The sequence below is a fragment of the Shewanella psychropiezotolerans genome, from assembly GCF_007197555.1.
Lineage (GTDB): Bacteria > Pseudomonadota > Gammaproteobacteria > Enterobacterales > Shewanellaceae > Shewanella > Shewanella psychropiezotolerans.
This window is the reverse complement of record NZ_CP041614.1, coordinates 729,107-754,851: the sequence shown is the minus strand read 5'-3', so window position 1 is coordinate 754,851 and position 25,745 is coordinate 729,107. Positions and strand designations below refer to the sequence as shown.

At 46.5% G+C, this 25,745-nt stretch carries 24 protein-coding genes and 1 pseudogene; 18 read left to right on the top strand and 7 right to left on the bottom strand.

Features of this window, described 5'->3' with window-relative positions:
* Positions 1-458: 458 nt before the first annotated feature.
* From FM037_RS03355 to FM037_RS03325, 7 genes and pseudogenes are all read left to right on the top strand, one after another.
* On the top strand, positions 459-1,589 hold the full coding sequence (locus FM037_RS03355) for a hypothetical protein (protein ID WP_144044844.1): 1,131 nt from the start codon (positions 459-461) through the stop codon (positions 1,587-1,589).
* A gap of 268 nt (positions 1,590-1,857) precedes the next feature.
* Positions 1,858-2,114, top strand: a pseudogene (locus tag FM037_RS03350) (DDE-type integrase/transposase/recombinase); the annotation flags it as partial.
* Between the two features lie 373 nt (positions 2,115-2,487).
* Positions 2,488-3,390, top strand: a complete 903-nt coding sequence (locus tag FM037_RS03345) for an HBL/NHE enterotoxin family protein (RefSeq protein ID WP_144044843.1) — start codon at positions 2,488-2,490, stop codon at positions 3,388-3,390.
* Between the two features lie 156 nt (positions 3,391-3,546).
* Entirely contained in the window at positions 3,547-4,734 is a 1,188-nt protein-coding gene (locus tag FM037_RS03340; RefSeq protein WP_144044842.1) for an HBL/NHE enterotoxin family protein, read from the top strand.
* A gap of 109 nt (positions 4,735-4,843) precedes the next feature.
* On the top strand, positions 4,844-5,953 hold the full coding sequence (locus FM037_RS03335) for an HBL/NHE enterotoxin family protein (protein WP_144044841.1): 1,110 nt from the start codon (positions 4,844-4,846) through the stop codon (positions 5,951-5,953).
* Positions 5,954-6,044: 91 nt separating this feature from the next.
* Positions 6,045-8,303 (top strand): hypothetical protein, encoded by a 2,259-nt coding sequence (locus FM037_RS03330; RefSeq protein WP_144044840.1) that lies wholly within the window; start codon positions 6,045-6,047, stop codon positions 8,301-8,303.
* Positions 8,304-8,338: 35 nt separating this feature from the next.
* The gene (locus tag FM037_RS03325) at positions 8,339-9,451 is read left to right on the top strand and encodes a hypothetical protein (protein ID WP_144044839.1); all 1,113 of its coding nucleotides are present in this window, start codon (positions 8,339-8,341) and stop codon (positions 9,449-9,451) included.
* A 252-nt stretch (positions 9,452-9,703) separates the two neighbouring features.
* Here the strand turns inward: FM037_RS03325 and FM037_RS03320 are convergent, their stop codons facing one another.
* The 7 genes from FM037_RS03320 to FM037_RS03290 all read right to left on the bottom strand — a co-directional run bounded on the left by FM037_RS03320 (position 9,704) and on the right by FM037_RS03290 (position 16,154).
* Positions 9,704-10,630: a HipA domain-containing protein gene (locus FM037_RS03320; RefSeq protein WP_221937461.1), complete on the bottom strand. Its 927-nt coding sequence runs from the start codon at positions 10,628-10,630 to the stop codon at positions 9,704-9,706.
* 197 nt (positions 10,631-10,827) lie between these two features.
* Positions 10,828-11,325 (bottom strand): hypothetical protein, encoded by a 498-nt coding sequence (locus tag FM037_RS03315; RefSeq protein WP_144044838.1) that lies wholly within the window; start codon positions 11,323-11,325, stop codon positions 10,828-10,830.
* Between the two features lie 5 nt (positions 11,326-11,330).
* The gene (locus FM037_RS03310) at positions 11,331-12,089 is read right to left on the bottom strand and encodes an Imm49 family immunity protein (RefSeq protein ID WP_144044837.1); all 759 of its coding nucleotides are present in this window, start codon (positions 12,087-12,089) and stop codon (positions 11,331-11,333) included.
* A gap of 87 nt (positions 12,090-12,176) precedes the next feature.
* Positions 12,177-12,935, bottom strand: coding sequence for an immunity 49 family protein (locus tag FM037_RS03305; RefSeq protein ID WP_144044836.1), 759 nt, complete (start codon positions 12,933-12,935; stop codon positions 12,177-12,179).
* Between the two features lie 2 nt (positions 12,936-12,937).
* Complete coding sequence (locus FM037_RS29075; protein ID WP_229381072.1) at positions 12,938-14,986, bottom strand: hypothetical protein; 2,049 nt, start codon at positions 14,984-14,986, stop codon at positions 12,938-12,940.
* 202 nt (positions 14,987-15,188) lie between these two features.
* Positions 15,189-15,488, bottom strand: coding sequence for a recombinase family protein (locus FM037_RS29070; RefSeq protein WP_229381071.1), 300 nt, complete (start codon positions 15,486-15,488; stop codon positions 15,189-15,191).
* Positions 15,489-15,509: 21 nt separating this feature from the next.
* Positions 15,510-16,154, bottom strand: a complete 645-nt coding sequence (locus tag FM037_RS03290; protein WP_144044835.1) for an XRE family transcriptional regulator — start codon at positions 16,152-16,154, stop codon at positions 15,510-15,512.
* 509 nt (positions 16,155-16,663) lie between these two features.
* On the opposite strand from FM037_RS03290, the gene FM037_RS03285 reads away from it, so the two are divergent.
* The 11 genes from FM037_RS03285 to traU all read left to right on the top strand — a co-directional run bounded on the left by FM037_RS03285 (position 16,664) and on the right by traU (position 25,729).
* A complete protein-coding gene (locus tag FM037_RS03285; RefSeq protein WP_144044834.1) occupies positions 16,664-17,056 on the top strand; it encodes a hypothetical protein in 393 nt (130 codons plus the stop codon).
* Complete coding sequence (traL, locus tag FM037_RS03280) at positions 17,056-17,358, top strand: type IV conjugative transfer system protein TraL (RefSeq protein ID WP_144044833.1); 303 nt, start codon at positions 17,056-17,058, stop codon at positions 17,356-17,358. The genes FM037_RS03285 and traL overlap by 1 nt, the downstream gene beginning before the upstream one ends.
* 45 nt (positions 17,359-17,403) lie before the next feature.
* Complete coding sequence (gene traE, locus FM037_RS03275; protein WP_144048799.1) at positions 17,404-17,970, top strand: type IV conjugative transfer system protein TraE; 567 nt, start codon at positions 17,404-17,406, stop codon at positions 17,968-17,970.
* The gene (gene traK, locus FM037_RS03270; RefSeq protein WP_229381070.1) at positions 17,967-18,845 is read left to right on the top strand and encodes a type-F conjugative transfer system secretin TraK; all 879 of its coding nucleotides are present in this window, start codon (positions 17,967-17,969) and stop codon (positions 18,843-18,845) included. Before traE ends, traK begins: the two co-directional genes overlap by 4 nt.
* The gene (locus FM037_RS29065) at positions 18,842-19,540 is read left to right on the top strand and encodes a hypothetical protein (protein ID WP_144044832.1); all 699 of its coding nucleotides are present in this window, start codon (positions 18,842-18,844) and stop codon (positions 19,538-19,540) included. The genes traK and FM037_RS29065 overlap by 4 nt, the downstream gene beginning before the upstream one ends.
* 31 nt (positions 19,541-19,571) lie before the next feature.
* On the top strand, positions 19,572-20,411 hold the full coding sequence (locus tag FM037_RS29060) for a TraB/VirB10 family protein (protein ID WP_144044831.1): 840 nt from the start codon (positions 19,572-19,574) through the stop codon (positions 20,409-20,411).
* An 88-nt stretch (positions 20,412-20,499) separates the two neighbouring features.
* On the top strand, positions 20,500-20,943 hold the full coding sequence (traV, locus tag FM037_RS03255; protein ID WP_407695649.1) for a type IV conjugative transfer system lipoprotein TraV: 444 nt from the start codon (positions 20,500-20,502) through the stop codon (positions 20,941-20,943).
* Positions 20,944-20,945: 2 nt separating this feature from the next.
* Positions 20,946-23,582 carry a type IV secretion system protein TraC gene (gene traC / locus FM037_RS03250; protein ID WP_144044829.1) on the top strand — a complete coding sequence of 879 codons (2,637 nt, stop codon included), beginning with the start codon at positions 20,946-20,948 and terminating at the stop codon, positions 23,580-23,582.
* Positions 23,582-23,992 carry a TrbI F-type domain-containing protein gene (locus tag FM037_RS03245; protein WP_144044828.1) on the top strand — a complete coding sequence of 137 codons (411 nt, stop codon included), beginning with the start codon at positions 23,582-23,584 and terminating at the stop codon, positions 23,990-23,992. The genes traC and FM037_RS03245 overlap by 1 nt, the downstream gene beginning before the upstream one ends.
* Positions 23,989-24,720, top strand: a complete 732-nt coding sequence (gene traW / locus FM037_RS03240) for a type-F conjugative transfer system protein TraW (protein ID WP_144044827.1) — start codon at positions 23,989-23,991, stop codon at positions 24,718-24,720. Before FM037_RS03245 ends, traW begins: the two co-directional genes overlap by 4 nt.
* Positions 24,713-25,729 (top strand): conjugal transfer pilus assembly protein TraU, encoded by a 1,017-nt coding sequence (traU, locus tag FM037_RS03235; protein ID WP_144044826.1) that lies wholly within the window; start codon positions 24,713-24,715, stop codon positions 25,727-25,729. The genes traW and traU overlap by 8 nt, the downstream gene beginning before the upstream one ends.
* Positions 25,730-25,745 lie beyond the last annotated feature (16 nt).

The window sequence follows — 25,745 nt, the reverse complement described above, 5'->3', positions numbered from 1 at the left end:
TTGAACCTGAGGTGTTTATTGGTCGCATGGTGTAACATATTCTGCCTAAAGGATTCCAGCGAATTCGTTGCTATGGGTTATAAGCAACAACGAACTTTAAGAAATGGTATGGGATAATTGAAAATTCAGCAGGGGATTTAGTTGATGGTATGGAATTAGTTCGGCTATATTATTCTGACAGAGGGGTTTTCTATAATATATTTCCGCCTTGATTTCTAAGGCTTAGCATTACTCAATTGAATAATTTATTCAGTGTTATTATATGAACCTTAAATTAAGTTTAAAAAGTGGTTCTCGTGAAATCGAAAAGATATTTATTGAGCGAAATATCCATATTGGTCACTCGATTTTAACTGTGGGCTATCAATGTCCGCCGCAAATCGACTCATGTTCAGAGAGAAAGTGCAGAATCTCTGGCTCATAGTAAATGAATGGAATCTACGTGAAAAGGTACATAAATGTTTAGAATTGGAATCTTGAGAATAAATAGAATCGACACTAACGCATACTATTTGGTGGATATTTATTATAAGGCAATGAAAACGATTAAAAAGATAATAGCTTTTAACTTAAGCATTATATTATTATCGGCTTGTGGCGACGCGGGGGCAGCACCTTTAAAAGAACCTGAAATTGATTATGATTTTACTACAGATAAAGAAAGTATAATTTCACAACGTCAGAATATTTTAAATTCATTTAATTTATCGATAGGTGATGATTCTTTTTCTTTATTATATGGAAAAACAACTCTTTCTAAGGATGAAGTCGAAGCTTTTTATTTACTTAAAATAAAGAGTAATGCAGGAAAAGAAATAGATATGCTTATCCCCATCTTAGATAATATGGAGGGGTCTCAGTCTTGTATATTACATATCCAAACAGAACGTAAGTTATTTAGCTGCTCAGCCGATAAGCGAAGCAAAAATGAGGGTTTAATATTAATTCAATCGACTTTAAATGGTAATGATGTGAGATTAGAGTTTTCAGAATATGTTAATTTTATGGGATCTACTTCTTTTGAGGTGCTAGAGTCGACTGATAATAGCATTACTTTAAAAACTGTTAATGTTTTCCCGGAGTTTGACGAGAGCTCAGATCTCGGATTTTCAAGCTACCTTAAATTAGAACAGTTGGTTAATAGTTTAGATCCTGCTTTAAAAATGACACTCGTCTTTGACAGTATCATTGATGGTTCCAGTGATGATGATATTAACATGTATACAGGGCTACTGATTAGAGAACGACGAATGAACACTATAGTTAGTACTAATGGTTCTGTATTTTCAGGAGGCACCGATTTATTCTCAGCAGGCATTGAGAGAGTTGTTAACAGTAAAAATAGCGATATTGAGATTAGTTTACATAAACAGGTTGGAGTTCATAGTTGGGCTGGTGACGGAAAAGTTGCGTTAGAGATTCCATTTTCTAATGAAAGTCATCATAAACAAGGGTCTTACTTCAATAAAATGCTAGGTGAAAAAGGTATTCCATTTTATTTGTTTACACTAAACGCTGCTCCGACAGAGGGGGAGCATTGGATGACCAGAGAGGAATTGAGTCAATTTGGTTTAGCGGAAGTAAATTAAAAAAATTGGGCTATATGGCGTAGATTCGTAATGCATGTAATAAGGTATCACTTCACTATTTTCAGAAATAGCGAATTAAGGTACCGTCTCAAAAAAACGAACATTTTAGAGGCTTACAAATATAAGATGAAGACTCCCAGAAACATTGGATTTCTTTATCTCAAAAAACACGTCTTAAAAATCAAATTTTCTACAGCTCATATAACTGTTGATTTTTAAGACATTATCCCCAGCATATTTCAAAGTGACAACTGGTTACATGTATTACGAACGGGGGCCTTTTTACCACTCAACCCTGAACCGCTGGGTTATCAAATATACGCCACAACTCGAAGCTATATTCAGGAAGAGAAAGCGTCGAGTATCTGGCTCGTGGCGAATGGACGAAACCTACATAAAAGTTAAAGGTAGGTGGGTTTACTATTATCGAGCCGTGGACAAATACGGCACTATTATTGATTTTATTTGAGTGAGACCCGTGATGAGCCAGCGGCACAAGCGTTTTTCAACAAAGCCATCGAAAAGTGAAGGGGAAAATGCATCAATGTCTAAGTTGGAAATCTTGGGAAGGGGCTGAGTCGACACTAGCAGGCGTTGAACTTTGGTCCATGATTAAGCGGGGCAAATGGACACTACTGAAATTATGACACCATGGGAACAATTTTATTCTTTAGCGGCCTAGTTGTGTCTGAGGAAGTCCGCCCCCTCAATTTATAACGGCCCGATCTCTGTTTGCGACAGCAACCTTATGATTATCCATGCGACGTATTCCTCTGTAAGTTGATTATTTGACACAATCTTCAAACATGATACGTCGCTATCCTCTTAGCCCATACACCAGAAATAAGCATACCTCAAGTTATGAATCACAGCAGCAAGGGAAAAATAAGGTAAAGAGATGACATCAACTAATACAACGAATGAAAACCCTGACAAAGCACTAGGCAAACATATCAAAGCAGGCGCAGATGCAGCTGCTATTGTTACCCGATATGCGCAAGCAACGCTAACCGCCGTGCCGACACTGCCAGACTCGCCATCATGGGTAGCACCCATTGAGGCTCACTTACAAACGGCCAAAGGCCACGCCACTACTTGGTTGCAAAGTATTTGTCCTGACATGTGCACTAACATCCCCAAAAGTATCATTGAATACAGTAGCCACTTTCAAACTAACAGTGGCGAAATATTAAACCTACTGCAACAAATCCAAGGCAGTGGTGGTAAAGCAAACCAACAGCAACGAAACAGTATCAAGGCGTTGTTTAATCAGCTAGGTGCTCACATTCAAAGCCAGCAAAAACTACTGACTGCCTTGCAAAACAAAATTAAAAGCTACTCGAACAATATCAAGTCTGATCAAGACGTGTTGGCGGCCGATTTGGGTAATGTTTCTGAAAAATTTGCCGGCGCCAATGAATGGATCCAAAACATCAAAACAGATATGGGCGAAAATTTTCTGCAATCAACCGTATTAGGCCCCTGTATTGCCATTGTTGAGATCAACACCAATATTTCTATCAAAGTACAAGGCAGTGGCGCTAACCCGGCCATTATCACCTTAGTGTTTGCCAAAGCCATTCTAGAAAACCAAACCAACAATGCCGCACCTGCCGAGCAAGCCGTGCAAGCCGTGTTAGACAGCTGGGCCACACTCAATGTCAAAAATGAAGCGGTGATCGCTGATTTACAAAGCGCCAGTGATGATGACTATTGCAATATTTTAGAGCAGGTCGATTTGCTAACCGCCCAAAATCAATGGCAGCAATTGGCGGATTACGCGCAAAGCCTTTTGAACTAGCCATGCGCTGACATAAGGCCAAGGTTGGAAAAGCAAAGGTTGAAAAATCGTACTTAACCGTAAACCCGCAATATTCCGGTAATAAAAGATCCCTAGTTTGGTTTTGCACTATCCGGTAATTGCTAATTTAACTCGTTATATTTAAAGGAAATAAAAATGACTACCACATCAAACCCGAAAAAAAACTTTCAAACTGACGTCACTAAAGAAAAACTAGCTGGTTATGTTAACGCCAAAGCCAATGTCGCCAGATACGTTACCGCCTTACAAAATACCAATATTTCTGGGGTAAACTTTAAAGTTCTTCCTAAGGATATCCAAGATAAGCTACCTGAAAATCCGGCCACCTTGCTCAAAACGGTAAATACTAATCTTGCCACAGCAAAAAACCATGGCCTTTATTGGAGCAATGAAATACAACCAAACTTAACCTTTATCCCGCAAACCATCATCAATTACAGCACTCAGTTCAAAATAGAAGTCGGTATTATTAACCCTTTATTGGTTGCCTTATCGGCCAAAGACGACCCTGCCAAACGAGCAGAAGTGAAAGAGTTACTACAAGGCTTGCTAGCTAAAATTGAAGCACAACAAACTTCAATCACCACTGAAATGACCAAATTGAAAAAATTCAATACCGACGTGACTGACGATCATAACAATTTCAGTAAAGCCAATGGTACTTTTGCCGCCATTCAAACATTCGAGAAAGCCAATATCAAGTCATTGAACACAGCGATAACAGGCCTTGATAGCGCTATTTCTTCTTTGAATACCGCCATTACCGCTGAAGCTATTGCCGTGGGCGCATCAGTTGGCTTAATTGCCGGTGGTGGTCTGTTGATGGCAAACGTTGAAGCCACACCAGCGGCTGAAATTGCTGGTGCCTGTATTATGGTTGTCGGTATGATTGGTTTAGGTGTTTCTATTGGCGAACTGGTTTCATCAATCGATAAAAAACAAGCCGCCGAGCAAAAGAAAGCCTTTGATCAACTAGAAGTGACTGAACTTACCGTACAGGTTCAGGCATTGAATACCGTAGAAACTGCCTTAAAAACCCTAGTCACTCAGTCGAAACTGGCCATGAGCAGCGTGCAAGTCATTTTAGATACTTGGGCCACTCTATCTGCCAAAATTTCAGCGGTTATTGCTGATTTAGAAAATACCGAGAAGAAAATCGGCGACATCATGAGCATAGTAGATTTAGATACCGCAGTAGAGCAGTGGGGCCAACTGCAAACATTTGCCAACCAAATGCAAGCGATGGACAGCGCTGTGCTAGCCAAGCCAGCGACAACAATGAAGCTAAACAACGTTGGCGTTAAAGTCAAAAAAGTAGCTTAACACTACTTATTGTTAACCCCCGCTCAAAAAACAAAAATACATCGGTAATGTGAGTTTTTTAAACCGATTGCCGATGTAAATCATCTTAACTACACAATGGATTTAAACTATGCATACGCTTACTTTTGATGTAGAAGCCGAAAAAAGCCAACTTACACAGATATTTATCGACCGAATTGCCACCCAAGGTTCAATTTTTAACGTACTAAATGTCAATATTAATGATGTTTTGTTTGATGATGTGACCAAAAAAATTCACAATCAAGACAAGTTACTCAGCGACATGAAGAACGATCTGATTATCGCAAAAAAAGATGGTGAGAACTGGTTCAATGAAACACAACCACAATTAACCTTTGTACCACAGGCTGCTATCAACTTTGCTAGTCAGTGGAATGCCAGCATTTCAACAATATTGTCTATTGTCAGACAATCAAGCCCCAATAGAAGCGAATTAGCCGCAATTTTTGGCGGATTTAAAGACAAAATTGACGAACAACTGTTAACCCTAACCAGCTTAATGTCGCACTTGGTTGCTGCCAAAACCGATTTGTCAGCCGATGCCAATAACTTCTCAAACAAGCATCTAAGCTTCAAACAGCTAGAAGAAATCGACAAAGAAAACCTCGCCGCGGTACGTATTAAGCTAAACCAAGTTAAAGCCATGGTGGCGCAATATAATTGTCGTATCGATGTCGATACCATCAAAGCCAATAAAGAATTAGCCATTGCTTCAAATGCAATGAAATACGGCAAGAAATTAGGCAATCCCGGCAAAGTGGTTGGTCTAACTATCGGACTGATTTTTATCGTCAGTGCCGTTGAAACCATTGACGATTTACTGGCAACCGTTGATAACCGTTTTAATGAAGAACAAAAAGAAGGCAAGTATGAGATGGATATGTCATTTTTATCCGCTCAGCTACTGGCGTTAGAAACCGCATCGTCTGCCTTGGCTGGTTTTGTTACCCAAGTTGAAGACATGATCAGTTCTTTGCAAAAAACCATTGACGGCTGGCAACGCGAATCAGCGGTTATGGTCGCCATTATCGCCGATTTAAACGGCGTAACACCCGTTAATGAAATTATCAACGAGTTTGACCTAGGTAAAACCGCCCAGCAGTGGGATGAAATCAGCATATTCGCTGCTAAGTGGCAACATGCCGAAGTATCGCCTGCGGGTCATAACGACTTAGTACTGGGTGGCAGCACCAGTTAACACCTAGCGACAATATATCTGCAACAAGGCTGGATTAACCGTCAGCCTCAGCTCTTATTCACAAAACTCACAAATTTCTTAAAGGTTAATTATGTTAAATTTCCAACTAAAAGGCTCTTACCAAGATAGCACCGGTTATACTTGGGATTATTACGGCGATGATACTAAAGCAGACAGTTTTTATATTGTACCTCGACCGCAATTTGTTACCTTAGCTTCAGGCAAACCGTCATTTCAAATCACCAGTTACCAGCTAGATCAACAAAAAACTGGCGCGCAAAACGGCTCAGGCTTTTGTCGTTTTGATATCGAATTGTCGGTACCGAGCGACATTGAAGCGGCAATCACCAAACAAATCCCGACCGCCTTTCCACAGGCCAAAGCGCCGTATTTGTTTTTGACTATGGATTATAACCCCGACAGCAGAGCCTATTTCGAGTTTGTCAGCGGTGGTGCCCCTATTACCTTCTCAACACCGGTATCAAATTTTGGCAGTAATGTTGCCAGCTTTAATTTACCGATGACCAAAGAGCAGCTTGATACGATTGAAGGCGCCTTTGCCACCAGCGGTGGTGCCTATCAGGTAGATTATCACCTTTCGGTCAAAGCCCGCTTGCCTGCGGTTACCGCACATTTGTCTTTTGATTCGACCATTGCTTATCAGTATCAGGTTAGCCAACCAAGATACAATAGCTGGGGCAATCAAATCAGCCCACGCTCGGTCACCAAACTGCTCAATGAGTCTTCATCTTCTAAGGTTGAGATCACTTGGGGCACCACCAATCCTTCTACGGCTTTACGCGAAGCCGTGGCTAACTGGGCTAACAACACCCTCTCTGATCTAATAACCACTGAGGTGCAAAAAACCATTCAGTTGCAGGGACTCAATAGTGATAATAGCTTTAATATCAATGACGTCAGCAGCTTTAACAGTACTTATAGCGAAAATACCGTTATTAATTGGCTTATCGCCCCAACAGCTGCCTTGCCATCATTTAATTCTTTAAACTTGAAAATAGCTGACTTTGTTAACACGGTGAATGAGCAACAGCAGCAAATGAGCGTGGCCGTGCACTTACCCTTTAGCAGCGACGGTAGCAGCGGAAACCCAGCACCAGCACCGACCTTACCCGGAGGCAAAGTCGCTCAGGCTTTAGTCAAAGACGTTACCGTAAAAGTGTCTTACCCCGGCATACCCGAAGCCGATGCTACCTACACTTTTACCAAAAATGGCAACCATGTATTTACCACGGCCTACGATGTAAAGGCTGGCCCAGACTGGACCTTAAACTACACAGTAAATTATGAAGACACCGCCATGGAAGCGGTCAGCGGCCGCAAATCAAATATTGAGTCCGCAGCTTATACATTAGAGGTTGAGGCCGCCGGAATTTTAACCGTCGATTTTGAAGCAAGCCAAGCTTTTGCCAGTGAGAGTACGCCGCCAACCGAGATTAATATTGCCTTTAATTATGTCTCTAGTAACAGCGATTCACCCAGCATCAGTCGTGAGCTGACCATTAAAAATACTGATGCGACCAAAGCGGCTTCTATCACTAGCTTCGTGCCCTTCCCCATCAATAGTACTTACAACTATCAAGTTACTTATGTGTATGATAAATCTGCTCAGTATATTGCATCCTTGATTCAAAATGCTAATGGACCTAAGCAAATCATTCCTGCGGCAAATGCCGTGCATGCCTGCCCAGTCATTGTTTATGTACCGGCAGAAAGTGCCGGCACAGATCCAATATTCGATGCGACGGTTAACATGTGGTATCAGGGCACGCCGAAAGTACCACCAGGAGCGAAAACCTTGCCAACAAAAGCCGCTCCGGCAACTTTTGATATTGTGCCAGCCAGTAACGCAACCGGCGCATTATTTGGCCGAGAAACCTTTGTTGGTGTTATTAATGGTGATCAACCTTTGGTTTATACCGCCACCATTAGCTCTGCGCAGGGACAAACCGAAATTCCGGAAACCCTACTAAACAATAGCCAACCTTCACTGATGGTATCGCCAACCCAACGCTATTTCACCCTAGAAATTACCCCAGCCGCCATAAACTGGCCGTCGGCAACGTTTAATAGTGCTGAAGTATTGGTAGATATTACCCTGGCTCAAGGCTCAGCAGCAACCCAAGTAACGACTCAGCCCTCTCAGCAAGTATTTACTTGGAATAAAGGGGAAACGGGTAGCAAGTATCTAACGGTGAGCATACAAGCGGGTAACGAAGTCACTTATAACTGGAAGGTCAATTATATTATTCCAGGTCAAACGGTTCAGCATGAAGCCGATAAACATCAGTCTGACTTAATTCTGAACATTCCGGCTAAACCTAGTGCTTAAAGCAAACTATACAGGCAAAAAATATAGGTAAAATAATGTTGATGGACAGCACAGCATCATTGCCAGCAGAGGCAATAGCGTTATTGCAAACGGCAAAATCAATATGTCCGGCAGAGGTTGCCGGGGCTAAGCAGTTTTTGCAACTACTCTATCGCTCTTGGCATTTAGGCTCTAATGCTAATGACGCTGAGTTGTCTTCGTCTGTTTCAACTAATGGTGTGCTGGCTAACAGTGCACCAGCTAACAAAGTACCGGCTAACAGCTTATTAACGCCCAGCGGTTACCCGCTGGAGTTTACCTTTCGTTCGAGCAAATCCGAGCTGGCCTATACCGCCGAACCCGGTTTAGCACAAAGTAAGGTCATAGAAAAATGGGCCTTTGCCCACGAGTTAGAGAGCAGAGCTGACACTCAACTTAACCCTTTATTAGCGCAACTTATCGCACAACCAGCGCAACATTTTGGTTGCTGGTTAGGTGTTTGTCATAAAGGGGCTAAACAAAATTTTAAAATTTATCAGGAAGTCACTTCAGCCATGGCCGAGCCAGTGCGCAATCAGCTTTATGCAAGCTTAATGGCTAATGTAAGCTTAACCACTAATGTGAGATCAGGCGCGCTATTCACGCCTACCTTACTTGGGGTATTACCAGCAGATAAAGACACTACCGAGTACTACGGGCAAGTTGAAAACCCCAGTTTCTCTGTGCTGCATAAGTTGTACCGTGCCTCAGGTAAGGCAGCTATTTTACCTTGTGTACTCAATTATCTGGCCGAACTGGCCGCGCTGCCACGCGATGAAGTATTCACTAAACTCAAAATTGGTTTAAGCTTTAAAATAACGAATAGCCAAGTTAGCTGCATAACGCTGTTTTGTCATGCCAGCCAGTTGTTTTCCAGCAACTTTCAGGCACGCACACGTTGGCTGGCAATGGTTGGTCAGCTATCTGGCGAAGCACAACTTTATCTACAGCTAACCGCAAGTTTGCAAGCCGAAAGCCTGTTAGAACATGACTGCCCGCAGCTAGTGCATGGTTTAGTGGGGTTAGGGGCAGGTGATGGCAATCACATTGAATGCTCTATTGGTTTACGACCCTTTTCTCCTTCGCCTAAAGAACAAACAGCAAAAGCTCAAGGTGCAAAGGATGTGTAATAAAAAAATGCTCACGCAGTGGCGTTTAGGACTACCGTTGCGCTTATCTTTTTAATGAAAAGAATAATTTGGGCTGGTTCTTAAAATAGTGCTTATACCATAAATCACTGTAGCCCCATGAATCGCGCAATGAAAACTTAAACATAGAAATTAAAACGCTCAGTTACAAGCTACAATACAACAAAGCTTCCAATATGCAGGTGTAGTGGGAGAGGTGACTAGGTTTCCATATGCCTAAATCAGTGCTATTGATTACAACTCTATCTTCGGGATCTCCTGTGCCTGCTCGGTAAAGTGCTGACAACGAGCCTCAACCAGCTGGTGGTATTTAGCCATATAAGCTTGTTGATCAGCACTTAATTCGCCTAGCAACTCAATCACGTTATTTAGCTGAGCAGTGATTGCCTTCGCTGTTTTATCTAACTGGCGCATAAGCAGCTTACTGTTGATATTGCAGTCATCGGCAAACTCCATGAGCTGATAAGCATTAATTGCATGTGGGTCGAACTCATCCCCTATTGCCATCGCAAGCTCTTGTTCAAACTCTGGGTACATCTGCACATTAACTAAGTCATACAAAGGTGTTGGCTCTAATCCAGCTTTACTGACAAAGAAGCTCATGTTCTTACCGTGGGCGTCATGGTTAAACACACACAAATTGAACAGTACCCAATTCAGCAGGGTTAACTTTGCGGCAATGGGGTTCTGGCACACTTGAGTTAGCTCAAACAGCTTTTTGAGACTGACACCATCACGAATATGAGCAACATCACGCTGCTTACCTAAATTACGCTCGTACTTTCTATCAACTCCCAAGTTACAGGCCTGGCAGGCATCGATAAGATGTTTTCGCTTTACCACGTCATTAATGAGTTTTCGGTCAAATCGCTCAACCACCAGCGCAGGATATTCGTCAAAGTAGTGCAGCTCAACATTGGCTGTCGGCAAGCCTATTAACTGGGCGAGCTTCATTGTTACAAACTCATTAATCACTAAGTGCTGCTGAGTACTCTTTTCAAACTTGATAATATGAGTAGAGCATAAATCACCACTACCAAAGCCGAACTCACCATTTAGCTGCAAAACGTTAATTTTTGACTGTACACCAGCAACAGAGAGCCTTGGCTTATCATCCCACACCTCCATGGCAAATAAGCTTGGGTCAGTTAAGCGTTGCACTAATTCATGAATACTTGATAAGAAATAGTATCTTAAATAGGCCTAACTCACATTATTAACAAAGAGTCATAATAAGAACCAGCCTAGGCTTTTCCCTTAAGAAGAATGGGAAAGACTATGACATTAATTTGAGAACGCTAAGCCTCAAGTTGCTTCATGGTGTTGCTTTGCTATCTTACAGCGACTCGAATGTATGTTTACTCTTCTATCAATACCACCACGGCTTTGTGTTGGGCAGCAGCATCCCGGAAAGTCACAAAATACTTGTCACGTACCATCTCATAAGCCTGTGGATCCAGCTCACCGGCCTTCGCCTCCACCATATCGACAACCGCTTGTGCATCGGGTGTCGTAATATCAAAATCAATATTCACTGCCATGGCGCTAGATAAATCTTTCACCATGTCGGTAGGGAAAAAGCCAAACTGGCCACTAATATCGGCATCTGGACCGATAAGCTTGTGAGGATAGAAGTTAAAACTGCACATCGGCAATAAATGACTATTTCCCGCTAAAGCATCCCACATTTCAAGGGCGGGCATAAAGCCACGGATATTCAGCTCCAGTGTCTGCCAGCGGATCGCCTCCTCATCGACGATTTCGAGTAAGGTTTGGTATGTCGACTCATCATTCCCTGCGATCTGTGTCGGGAAAGCGGCCTCATCAATCAACAGCAGGTGAATTAAACTACTCATATTGCTTAAGCATCCTTAGCAATTAAAAATAAAGGTAGATACAGTGACTGAGTGGTACAAGACCATCGATGTAAGTCTTGTCCAAGTTTTGCCATGGTAAGGGCATTTAAACACATGAAACCCTGTTCCATCTCTTTTAAGTCACCGAACTTACATTGCTCAGTATGCCAAGCAATGGCCTTATCTATACTGGCTTGCCACTTTACTTGATCGCCATCAACCAGTGCCTGGATAGCTTCAATTAGCGGCAGAATATACTGTAAAACGTCTTTGTCTTTTGCTGTATGGGCTGCGGTTAACGCGGCATCTAACAGTGGGGCACTGGGTAATATGCCCGTGCCAATTTTTAGCAATAAGTGGTCGTATAAATAACACGCGTGATTGATTATTCCATCATCGGTTAACGACCACTCACTGTTTTGCAATTGCTGTAATAATTCAGGGGAGCCAAACAAGAGCACAATGTTCATCTCTTCCTGAATGGTCCAATCAACGTTCTGCGATTGCAGCTGAGGATCGAAGCCTCGTAAAAAGGCATAGGGGGCCGCTTGTTGAAAATACGGTTTTACCTTTTCATGCTCTTCGAGTACATAATGAGCATAAGCTAGATTGATATATTTCCCTGCAACAACAAAAGTGGCTTGCTTCCTAGAGCCAATATCACGGCTTGTATCTTGTATGTGGGGAATTCTTTTTGCTAATACCATTGGCGCACGCTTAACAACACGGTCGAAATTAATTTCTACTTTATTGAGCTTTAACATAATTATCCTTTCAAAATAGGCTGTAATCTACCCGAAGTCACCACGCCACATCAATCAACAACAGATGAATTAAACTGCTCATATTGCTTAAGCATCCTTAGCAATTAAAAATAAAGGTAGATACAGTGACTGTGTGGTACAAGACCATCGATATAAGTCTTGTCCAAGTTTTGCCATGGTAAGGGCATTTAAACACATGAAACCCTGTTCCATCTCTTTTAAGTCACCGAACTGACATTGCTCAGTATGCCAAGCAATAGCCTTATCTATACTGGCTTGCCACTTTACTTGGTCGCCATCAACCAGTGCCTGGATAGCTTCAATTAGCGGCAGAATATACTGTAAAACGTCTTTGTCTTTTGCTGTATGGGCTGCAGTTAACGCGACATCTAACAGTGGGGCACTGGGTAATACGCCCGTGCCAATTTTTAGCAATAAGTGGTCGTATAAATAACACGCGTGATTGATTATTCCATCATCGGTTAACGACCACTCACTGTTTTGCAATTGCTGTAATAATTCAGGGGAGCCAAACAAGAGCACAATGTTCATCTCTTCTTGAATGGTCCAATCATTATTTTGCGTTTTTAACTGGGGATCGAAGCCCTGCAAAAAAGCAAAGGGAGCGGCTTGTTGCAAATACGGTTTTACCTTTTCATGCTCTTCGAGTACATAATGAGCATAGGCCAGCTCTACATATTTCCCTGCCACAACGAAAGTGGCTTGCTGCCTAAATTCAAGCTCAAGACTTATATCTTGTATGTGTGGAATTCTTTTTGCTAATACCATTGGCGCACGCTTAACAACACGGTCGAAATTAATTTCTACTTTATTGAGCTTTAACATAATTATCCTTTCAAAATAGGCTGTAATCTACCCGAAGTCACCACGCCATCGGTTTCAACGGCTTCAATAACCATTTTACTGATCTTGGGATCATCATTTTCAATCGCGTCTATTAAATCACTGCCTAATTGATTTTTATGTGGGTATTTTTTGGATTTTTCCATGGTGTTAAGATTGGATTCTATCCATCGGTTTGACATTTGCCAGCCTTTCGAACTGGTCTTTTGCAGTTTGGCTCCCGGCCCTTTTGCTTCAACCACAAAATATTCCAACACATTGCCATTAGCGTCACGTTTAGACCAAATTTGATCGACACCAGGACCTGGGCTAAAACCTAACTCCATTTGCGCCGGTGGCGGAGGGGTAGCAAAATGCTTTTCCATATACATGGCAGCAGCACGCTCACCTTTCGCTTCGGTTAACTTAGCCTTAAAAGCACCTTGACGACGTTTTGAATCCCCATTAGCGATTGAATTTTCTAGCTTCTTTTTATACGCGGCTTCATAAGCTGCAACATCTTTATAGTGCTGCTCTAATTTTGGATCTTTACGTATTAGTCCAGCAGCTGCAATCTTTTTCTTATCCTTAGTCTGCTTCTCTATATCCACAGCTTCTAGAGGGGTGACGTTCTCTTTCTTATAAGGCTTTGCTTCATGCTGATTATTGATTTTTTTCAGCGATTGAGACATCTCTGTGACGATGTCTATGGTGGCCTGAAGGGCTTTGCCACCTTTTCGTCCAGTCGTGGCTGCGAGCAAGATAGCCGCTGCAACCGGACCTCCAGCGCCTCCGACTAATGTGCCCACTGCTGTACCACCAGTGACAATGGTAGTATCCATGCCCAACTGAGTTATTTGATATGCCGCCAGTTCCGCGACTTGGTCCTCAGGAAGTGCAGCCAAAATACGCTTAGGCACACTGGCCAGCATTTCACGGCTTGTCGGGTCACTCAGTAACAGAATAAGCGTTTCCATGGACTGATTGGCCGCATTAAATTTTAGCTCACCTCTCCCCTTCCACTGTTGTAGTTTCGCTTCTAAGGCGTCGATTTCTCCCGTACTGATGGCCTCTATCAGCATGGTGATATCGATGTCGGCGGCCTCCATCAGTTTGCCAAAATCACCCAATTCCGGTAGGTATTCGGTGAAACCATTGGTGGCACCCGCTTTGGTTGCTTTGACGAGCTCCCATGATTGAGATAGGTATGAGAGATCGTCAAACGCTTCACTCTGAGCGTTGAGTTCAGACACTTTATCATCGACTGCCTTTTTGAAAGTTGCAGTGACTTCGGCAATCTTTGACTGCTCGTCAGACAGCATTTGTTTGGCAGACAGAGCTTGCAGGGCAACTTGTTTGGCAGTTTCAGTAAGTGCGTTGTCGAGCTGTTGGTATTGGCTCTCAAGGGCTGACAGGGCTTGTGCTTTTTCTGTTTCGTCGCCAAACATGACGTGAGCGGGATAATTAGGCCCGCCTTCGACCATGGCCCAACCTTTATCATTGAGCACACCCTTGATAACCGTATTGCCAGGATCATTAAAAATCACGCGATAGGGCACATTACTGGCATAGGTCTTTTCGCTGTCATCGTAACAAAGCTCAAGTTCTAGCTTAGGCGGTGGCTTAGCAAAGTTATCACTAATGAGCGCAGGCTTAGGTTTACTTTGCGCCTCCCTTATTCGCGATGTGTCAGCGATATAATCCAGAGGCGGAGAAGGATGTAGATTACCGTCGTTATTGGCGGTATAAAGTGAGCTACTGCCTGCGGACTCAAAGCGCCGGGTTAGCTGTGTCAGCGTTTGAGCGCTTATACCATTACCATATGCCGAGTTAGCAAGGGGCTGACCTTGTTCCATGACAAACACTGGCGAGGTGGGTGTATCACTGAGCACCACGAACTCACCTTGTTCCAACTCGATTTTTATTCTGTCGAGCGAGCGGCCAGAAGGTGTAATGGCTTGCCAATCACTGTCGCTAAGGCTGGATAAATCAGACTCAATGAGCACCGCATCGTGCAGCATTAATGAATCAACTGAGGCTAAACGTATCGACATACTGCGTGACTTCCTGTTACTGCATCGTAAATCGTTCGAGGTAGAATTCTCAGCATGCAGCAAAAAACGCACCAAGATTGTATCTTCAGCGTTTATCTGGCTTTCAGTGTTGAATAGGGTGCAGCTGGGCAAGATATGGCCCAGGATCGAGCAAAAAGTTGCCCAGCGGGCAATAAATGGCCCAGCTATTTTAAGAGGTGAGTCACTGGATTTTACTGATGTTAAGTGTTGATAACTTTCTAATAGGGCGAACTAAGATTATTGTGTTTTGTACGTCAATATTATCTCGGTCTAAACGGTCTAGCTTCAATATCACCAGCATATCGCCACGTTCCATGTGGTGATTGATTAACATCTTGAACTTCTCACGCTTCGTCGCTTCAACATCTAAATGAGCATAGGTGAAGCAGTAATACTGATATAACATTTCTGCTTGAAAGATGTTAAATACCCCTTTGGGGTAACCCACCTCATCATTGACAGTAGAGTCAATGATGTGCAAATGCCAATAATCGTCTCGTTGTCAGCATGATATGGGTGTTGAAAACCAGATAACCTGGCCAATCACTTCAAAATCATGAAGTTCATTACAGGAATAGACTTCATCAGGATACTCTGAATTATAACTTTTGAACGTGATTGATGACGGGGTTTCCGAGAGCAGTTTAATCCGTAAATGTTGACCTTGCCTGATCACAAACATCATCCCATCTCTAATATGCTGTTGAGTCGAATCCACGACAACAATAGAACCCGTCTTCAATACTGGTTCCATCGAGGTGCCAGAAGCATGCAAACAAAACAGGCCATCTTTGTTCAACTGTCCGCCGCCCAGCGCTGAGGGGATCGGAATGTGAGTGAGTGTTTCATCCACACACACAAACCCATTTCCGGAAGACACTTCAATATGCTTGTAATATGGGATCCAACAAAACGCTTGTTTCAGTTTTGCTAATTCCCCATCAGGGTCAACCCCTGTCAGTATCCATTCTGCAGACACCTTCAGCGCGTTAGCTAACTTCTCCAGCAACTCACCTTTTGGCTGATTATCACCCAGTTCCCAGCGAGAAACTGCAACAGAAGTGATCTCCAAAGTCATCGCTAATTCTTTCTGAGTTTTTCCAATCAAATTTCGTTGGCGTTTAATTCGGGTCCCTATTTCGCGCATATCTCTCTTATCCCAAAAATTAGTCAACAAATCCTAGTAGTTATTCACACCAATTAAGACCGATATATCGTTTAGTTTTGGATAACATCGTTTAGCTTTGGATAACATCGTTTAACAGTTTAAAAAACGAGCTGTAAGTTCCTGCCGAGCCACGCGCAAAAAAAAACTCAAGGGAATTAACCACCTTGAGCATTATGTCAAGCACAAAACAAATATATCGTTTACTTTTTGATAATAACGTTGACCCGCTTGGTGGTATCGCTTAATCTTGATGACATCGTTTATTTTTCGACCATATCGTTTAGCCAATACACCGTGTGTACGCCAGACAGATCGGCACAAGATCGACGTGTAGACATCTCAGTGATGTCCACAACACCGTGTTCAATGATTGCTCACCTTAACGGTTGAGGTGTAGCGCATTGGCTTCATTGAAGAAAAGTAAAATTGGCATGACTTTTAGCTAACTCGATCTCAACACAGGATCAAACAGTAAGGAAGTAATCACGATGACAAGCATGACGAAAGAAGAGCGCGAAGCCCTCCGCATTAAAGCCGACCAGGAAATTGTCCGCTTAGGTGCCATGATGCCTCAATGTTATACCCCTGAAAATCGTGACTCGATGTATACACTTATCGTCATTTTTTTACTGTGGGTCTTTCTGATGGCCTGCCTTGTCTATCCAGGATTTGTTTATGCTGCCGATCCGTTTGCCCCTGCTAAAAGTGAAATCGTGGATACCGTCGGTACCGGCTCTACTGCTCAATTTGCCCTACTGGTAATTGGTTTGTGTGCGGCGGGGATCACCGGCTTCTTAACCAAAAACTGGGGCGCCGCCATTGGCGGATTTGTGGTGGGGATGATTTTCCTCAATGTCTCGCTAAGAGTCGTTGGCCTGTAATGGATAACCCCACCCAATTTTTCAGTATTCCGAAAAAGCTCAACAACGTGCCGACGTTAATGGGATTTGCCATGGATGAGTTAGCGCCTGCACTCTGTGTGTTTGGCGTGTTGTTCCTGATGCACCATGCCCTCATTGGCATGGCACTGGCCACGGTCTGGTTTATCGGACTTCGGCGATTAAAAAGCCAGTACGGCATGCGCATACTGCGCCTTACGGCCTACTGGTATGCCCCGACTGAGTTTAGCCAAACATTCCTCAAGCGTACGCCCTCAGCGTGTCGCCGTTACTGGCTACGTTAACCGTTTTGCTTAGTGTTCGGGGAAGCGCCCCGTAAGGGAGACCCCATGTTACGCAGTAATAAAATAGACCTGCTCAGTATCACCCAATCACTCAACACCCTGCTGGTTGGTGGCTTTATTGCCGCCATGCTGGTTAACATCATTCTTGCCGCGATTGTGTGGCAATCCTATTTCAATAAAAGCCGCACCTTAGTTCCGCCTGTTATCAGCAAGGCCTTTACCGTTTCAGACGGGCAAGTAGATGAACCCTACCTGCGACAGATGGCGGAGTATTTCGCGTTGCTGAAATTAAACGTCACCCCCGCCTCCGTTGACCATCAATACCCACAACTGAGTCAATACCTCTGCGAAGACAGTTGGCATGTGATGCAACCGCTACTGAGCAGTGATGCTGACATGATTAAACGTCAAAACATCAGCAGTCATTTCACCCTTAACCGCACTCAGGTCGCGCTGGATGAACAGTTGATCAAGCTCACCGGCGTATTGAGTAAATATGTCGGCAAGCGGGCACTGGAGCCTGAAACGGTGAGCTACGTCATCGCCACGCGGTACGACCACGGCCAACTGTGTCTGTTAACCATGAAAAAATCCCTCAAGGAGGTCACATGAGACGATTAACCTTCAAGCCCGGCATCGCAGCAAGGGGAATGCGCGTCTGGTGTATGGCATTTCCTATGACACTCTTTTTTACACTCTCGCTTGCGCTCTCGATGACACTATCAGGCCATGCATTGGCACAAAACACGCCACCGACCCAGTACCACTTCAATGACAGTGAGACCGTGCCCGTGGTGCTCTCCAGTGTCGACATCAATCGACTGGTGGTAAAAGATGACAAAATCACCTCGATAGATTGCCCTGAAGGGTTTTGCGTGGTGACGGGCACCAAGACTGATAACTCAGGCGCCGCACGGATGAGTCTCAATCTGGCCGCGCCCTTTACCGCCTATATATCTACCGCAAAGGGTCGTCACTTTGGGCTATTCATCACCCCTAAAGCCAAACCTGCAGTCACCTCCATCTTTACCGCCAACCCAAACGCCCAAACGCACCCGTCTGCCTTTGATAAAGACAGTCCTTATACCAGCATGATGAGCGAGTTCATCGCGCAGATGATGCATTACCTCGCAACCGGCGCGCAGATTAACGGCTATCAGGTGCATCTCATCGATAACACCCGAGAGGCACTGAAACAAGCGCTGAACCGTCGCAGCCATAAAGGGTTTGCGCATCGTTCTGTCAGCGCCAAAGATACGCTGGCCACCCCAACGGGGCTCACCACCGAGCCCGCCATTATGTTCACTGGCAAGCATTTCAACGGCATCATTTACCGGCTCACCAATCATTCATCCCACGTGATGACCCTCACACCTGCCCAGTTCTATTCAGCCACCGTACGCGCGGCGGCCTTGTCCACTCCCAGCCTGAACTCACAACAGGTAGGTCACCTCTTCGTGGTGTCTGGCGGGGAGGCCATGCGATGAGATCCCTTATCGATTATTTCAAAAAAGACCCACAAGGCGATTTTGACCAAGGCCAGGCCCTCAATGAAGCCAACGGTCAGCGCAACTGGATAATACTGACGATATTGGTCACGCTGGCGGGAAGCATATATTTCGCCACGGACTATTACATGGGAAGTGATGCCGAGCCCTTGGGTGAACCTGCGGCCATCGATTTTGGTGCTGTCATCGATAATGATTTTACCGAAAAGGACAATCAGTCCGCCCTTACCGCGCAGCAGAACGCGCTCGATGCCCAGCAGCGCACCCTTGATAAACTGGTAAAAACCATTGAAAACATAGAGCGCAATAACCACACCGCCACTCTCGACTTGAAGCGCAAGATTGAGCGTTTTCAGCAGGGAGTGACCGACAAGATTGACCACCAGCTAGACACGGCCACCGCCTCATTGCTCAATGAGGCTGGCAGTTCAGCTGCAAGCAGGAGTGGAGTCAATCATGACGCCGATCCACTGGGACTGGGCAGCCCTCAAGGGTTCCCCCGTAACGGCGACAATCAACACTCCAATGTCTCAGGCCAGTACACCCTCCCCCAAGACCCGTTGCAGGCCGTTACGATCCAAGTAACGCCGCCTACCAAGGCAGTAGCGTCACGCCGCCCGCGACACAAAACGGCATTGATTCTTTCACCCTCAGTTGGCAAAGCCCCGAGCTAAACCTGCCTCAAAAACGCACCCCGATAACTATGTGCCTGCAGGGACATTTGTCACCGCTGTCATTACCGGTGGCGCCGATGCCAACGCGGGCGTGAACGGCCAAGGCGATACCGTGCCCATGGTGTTTCAAACGCTTAACGCAGGCATCCTGCCTAACGGTAAACCCTCCAGGCTCAATAACTGCACCATCATCGGCGCCGTGTACGGTGAGATCTCCTCCAGTCGCGGCATTGTCAGGACCCAGCGCCTCAGTTGCATTTTTGATGAGGAGATCATCGATATCCCCGTTGAAGGCACGGTGTTTAACTTTGGCCGCAATGGTATTCGTGGCACCACCATCATGAAAAACGGCAAGATTGTACAGATGGCGGGGGTCTCAGGCATTTTAACGGGGATCGGTGAAACCGGCAAAGCGCTCAGCGAAACCACCTCGACCTCGCCGTTGGGGTCAACCACCACCCTGAGTGGCGGTGATGCCCTGCTCAACTTGGCAGGCTCTGCAAGTGCCAGTGTCGGCAGCAAACTGGCAGATTATTACATCAAGCTCGCTGAGCAATACCATCCGATTATTGAGCTCAATCCGGGCAACACCGTCAATATCGTGTTCCTCAAAGGCTTTCCGCTGGATCCCGTGGGGATAAGTGAATACGAAGAGGCGCTCGCCAATCAGCCACAAACGCCGCTGTCCAGTACGGCGCAAATTCTCAATACCATCAGCAATCCACTGTTCGAACGGCTGCCCGATGACATTGCGCCACGGGCCGCGAAAAACTCGAGTTCATCGGCAACTCAGTTACTCACACCTGCGCAGCGTTATCACCAGCAAGGGCAACGCATTCCAGTGAATTCACCGTTTGGTCGCACACAGTAGCGGTTGAGCGAAACGCCGCCCCCTATTGACGATAGTTAAGGAGTTTATTTTGAATATTGATTTAACAGTCACCTCACGGCGTTCATGGATTGTCATGGCCTTTATCGCTGCCAGCCTCACAGGCTGCGCCGCGGGGCTCGATGGCGATTACGCCTGCGATAAAGTCGGCGGGATCAACGGCTGTACCGACATGATGGAGGTGAGACACCTCACGGACACGGGGGGTTTCAATCAACCCCAAGTCACCAGCCCAGCGGTGCAGGCGTTCAGCAATGCGCAACGCGCTCAGCCATCGATGGCTGTCAGGTTATCCGGCGGTGCGAGGTTACCCGTCGACGCGATGGATTTTATTCCCCTGCCTCGCCGCGACCGACACGGATTTCCGCTGCGCACCTCAGACTCCGTGCAGAAGATCACCATTTTTCCGTTCATCAATGCACACGGCGATTACGTCGACACCACCGATGTGTACATCGTACTCGATAAAAGCCGCTGGACAGGCCGTCCCGTGCAATACATCAGAGGGGATTAACCATGCGCGATATCAACACCAGGCTGTCCGAACTGTTTGCGTCCAGCCAGCACACTCATAATCACCTGCATCACGAATTGCCGTATCGGTGTTTTGATGAGGAAGAGCAGGTGTTTGATAATGCTCACTCGCGTGGGTTCGGCTTTTCCCTGTCACTGTTCAGTGGCGCCAATGATGATCTCATCACGGCACTCAATGCCATCGTCTGTACCTTGCCAGAGGGCGACAAGTGGAATTATCAGTTTGTCATGGTCGGTAACAATCAGATCGGTGAGCTCATTGAGCAAAACCAGGCGCTGCTCAGTGGCCGTCATGCCATTTGCGATAAGTTTGCCTTTAACGAGGCGATTTACGCTAAGCACAGTGCCAAGCATGGCTTTGGTACCAAGCTCAGTCGGGCTTATCACTATGATATTAAGCACAGTAAAGCCTGGCTGTTTGTCTCCACCACGCAAGACAGGACGGCCTTGATCGATATGCGCCTGGGACTGGAGTCAGAGCTCGCCCAAACCGGGATGTACATTGAGCGGTTATCGGCTGCGGCGCTCATTGCGCATTGCCGTGAACACCTCAACTTTAATCACCGTCAGGACCGCCCTGTCGCGGCCACCTATAACGAGTATCAGCCACTTAACACGCAAATACTCAGTCCGGACAGTGAGTTCATCGTTAACCGGGACGGCATCAATATCCGTCACACGCCCATCGCAGACAATGAGCCTGATGATGCGCCAGTACTGACGACCTTAGTCAGTTTAGGGCTTAAACGTCTGCCGAATGATTTCAGGCTGTACGCGTTCCCTAATTGCCTTGCCTCCATGACCACCACCATGAACAGCTTGCAGTGCCCGCACCGCATTAGCGTCAGCTTCTTTATCAATAAGACCGGTGAGCAAGTCACCCGTAATGACAGCAAGATAAGCTCACTCACCAAAACAGTGAGCTCACCGATGCGATTGCTTATTCCTGGCGCGGCGGATGAGTTGACAGAGCGCAAGCAATTACAGACGGGCTTAGGGGATGGCGACTTTACCATCTGCACCATGACAATGAACGTCACCCTTTACACCACAGAAGCCAACCAGCGTAATGACACAGCGAAGGCAATATCGACGTTTCGCAGTGCCGGTCTTGAGCTGATTAAAGCCAACATGCTACAAGGACTGTGCGCCCTGTCGACCTTGCCGTTCTGCATGACTGAGGGCTTTATGAAGGACAGCACCCACGCCGGGCTGACCTTCATGATGAAGACCTCAAACTTAGTCAACTTTTTGCCCGTGGTGGCTGACTATAAGCGCCTGTCAGGTGGATTACTGCTGCCGACAATGCGCCACCAAATCAGTTTTTTTGACCCGTTCCACTGTGGCAGTGACAACTACAATATGGCCATCACTGGCGGCTCAGGCGCGGGGAAATCTTTCTTCACCCAAGCGTTAGTGAAATCCATTTTTGCTCGGGGCGGTAAGGTATGGATCTTAGATAAAGGGGAGAGCTATAAGAAACTCACCCAGACGCTCGGCGGCGTCTATCTTGACCACACCCAAATCCACCTCAATCCCTTTACCCATCTGGGCAAAATACAACAAGTGCGCGATGCGGGTACCTTCGGCGACATTGTCAATGAACAGGGTGAAACGATCGATCCCATCACCGAAGTGCTGGGCAACATCACCGCCCTGATTGCCACCATGGCCTCCCCCGATGAAAAGCTGAACGGGTTTCAAAGCGCCATCCTCGGCGATGCGATTTTAATTGCCTGGCAACTCAAGGGCAATCTTGCGCTGATTGATGACGTGCAGCAGGCCTTGTATGACATCGCCCACAGCAAACATGATGACAGGCGCATCAGTGATATCGCCGCCCAGCTCAATAAATACTGCATTGAGGGGATCCACGGCGCCATCTTCAATAAACCGTCACAGCTCGACCCCAATATCGACATTACCACGCTGGAGTTGGACGGATTTAAAGGAGAGCTGCAACGACCAGTGGTGTTTGCGCTCATGGTGGCCATTAATCAACAGATGTTCCTCTCAGGCCAACGCGCCATTCCGAAGGTGTGCATCATCGAGGAAGCCTGGTCATTAATGAGCGGGGCCAATGCCCAAAGCAAAGACTTCATTAACGAAGGCTACCGCACCGCACGTAAGTTTGGCGGCAGTTTTGCCACCGTCACCCAGGGCATTAACGATTTCTTTGCCAACGCCGAAGCGGAGGCGGCGCTGAACAGCTCAGACATTCAGATCACCCTGCGTCAAGGCGACGGCTTGAGTGACTTTTTAGCCACTCACCCGGATCACTTTACCCCGTTCGAGCAAAAAATGATTAAGTCATTCCCGCGCGCCAATGATGCCGGCCACTCGTGTGTAATGCTCAAAGCCGGTGGCACGGTGTCGTTTCATCGCGTGTTTGCCGATCCCTGGTCGCGCGCCATGCTCTCCACTGAGCCGAATGAGTTTGAGTATTGCGAAACTCTCATCAAACGCGGCATGTCCCTGCTGGATGCCATTGAGCACACCGCACTGCATTTCTACCCCAAAGAGATGCAACGTTTTGATGCCATCATCGAGGCGGCAAAACCACAACGCTGCCATGCTGACGTCGAACCCGATCCAGACTCCGCTCCGGAGGCCGCATAATGTCCACTCCTCTGTTCACGCACACCACATTACCGCTCACGCTCTTCGCCTTGATGATCGGTATTAATGCAGCATTCACCGTCCAGCGATTGCTCGACAAGGAAATTGTCGAGTTCGACATGAACCACACCATCACAACTTTTGAGCAAGACATCGCCAAAAGCCACTTGAGTGATGCAAAGCGTGAGGTTGAGATCCAGCGTTTTACCCGCACGCTGGATAATGTTGTCAAGCAGTACGCTCTGGATAACAAGGTCACCATCTTGGTCAGTCCGGCGATTGTCAGTGGCGCCAGAGATGTGACAGCCAACATACAGCACGCGTTACTCGATGCACTGCACGCACAAAATGAGGCAAAACAAACAAGCCAGATCACCGACATCGATTCGATAGACGGGAGTGATGAATGAACACCTTCCGGGCCGTACTTCTCACCCTGTCATTGGGGTTGTTCCCAGGTGCACAGGCTAAAGATTTGGGCGTGGTTGGCCAGGTGTTTCCCATCACTGAGATCGACATGCTGCAATGGATAGCGCAGCGCCTGAAAACCTTGGAGCAGACAGGCGAGCTCGCTAGCATGCAGCAGCAATTTAAAGACACGGTGAAAGCCAGCGTCAGGCGCCCCCGCCCTGTGGGACTTGTCACCACCACCTCCCCGGAGGTGTTCAGCGTGGATCCCACCTTGACCCTCGCCAGTGATATTACCGGCACTGACGGTAAGCTGATTTATCCGAAAGGGATGCAGATCAACCCGTTTGACCCCGCCACCTGGCCTGCCATGGCGCGCGCCGCTAAGGCGCAGTTCCAGTTCAGTAAAACCTTGGTGTTTTTTAATGGTGATGATGTGCAGCAACGCCTGTGGGCACAGGAGTATCAACGTCAGCACGCGGCTGGCCATGAGACCAATGAGAGTAATAAGACCATCAAATGGATCCTCACTGGCGGTGAGCCTGAAACCACCCACCAGCAGCTCAGCGCGCGCATTTACTTTGACCAGCAAGGCAACCTGAGCCGCAAGCTCACCCTGAAGCGGGTGCCGTCAGTAGTGAAGCAGGTAGGAGTCCAATGGCAAATACAAGAAATCGACGTATCGCACTACCCAAATTTCATCGACGCCGAGGCGCAACCTCATGAGTAGCCCGCAATCCTTAGGGTGTTTACTCGCGGCGGTGTGTCTGTTGAGTGTGCCCTTCAATGCGCGCGCTCAGGGGGCCTCGTGTACGGGCACTTTCGTTAATCCCATGACGGATATCTGCTGGTCGTGCATCTTTCCGTTCACCATTGGCCGAGTGCCGATTATCCCCGGCAGCTTACCCGACACGCGCAACCCAAGCATGCCCATCTCTTACTGCCCGAAGCCACCGCCGGTGTATCTGCAGATTGGGCTCAATATCGGTTACTGGGAGCCCGATACGCTGGTTGATGTGACGAGAGTTCCCTATTGCATGGTGAACATGGGCATGAGTCTGGGCGGCGAGAACCTGCCGCAGATTGGCGGGCGCACCACCCATCGTGACAACGATGCCTCCGATGGCGCGTTTTATCATGGCCACTGGTACAAGTACCCCATCATTTACTGGCTGCAAATCATCCAAAGTGGCGCCTGCATGGCCACCGACAACTTTGATATCGCCTACCTGACTGAAATTGACCCGCTGTGGGACGATGATGAGCTGGCCTTTATTCTCAACCCCGAAGCAATTTTGTTTGGCAATGTCACCTCACAATTGGCCTGCGCCACCGAAGCGATAGCCACTTCCACCAACAACGTGTTGCCGTTTGATGCACTGTTCTGGTGTATGGGCTCGCAAGGCTCCGCCTACCCGCTGACCGGCACCACCAATTACCGCGATACGCCTATTCAGGCGGGCACGCTCATCTTAGAGCGGTTGAACTACAAATTACACCGCCAAGGCCTGGTGTGGGAGTCCCACGGGGATGATGGCGCGATTTGCTATCAAACCCCGATGCCGATTTTACCGAAATCCCGTTATCGCTATCAGATGACCAATACCATTGCAGATGCCGCGTGGGCGCATCCCTACACCACAACCACGGTGATTTGGGAAAGCGGTCATGACAATCCGGTCTCAGGTGACAACTTCGGCTTTATCAACTTTAAAAAACGCAATTGTGTGTTCCTGTGAGGGTGATGATGAGGGG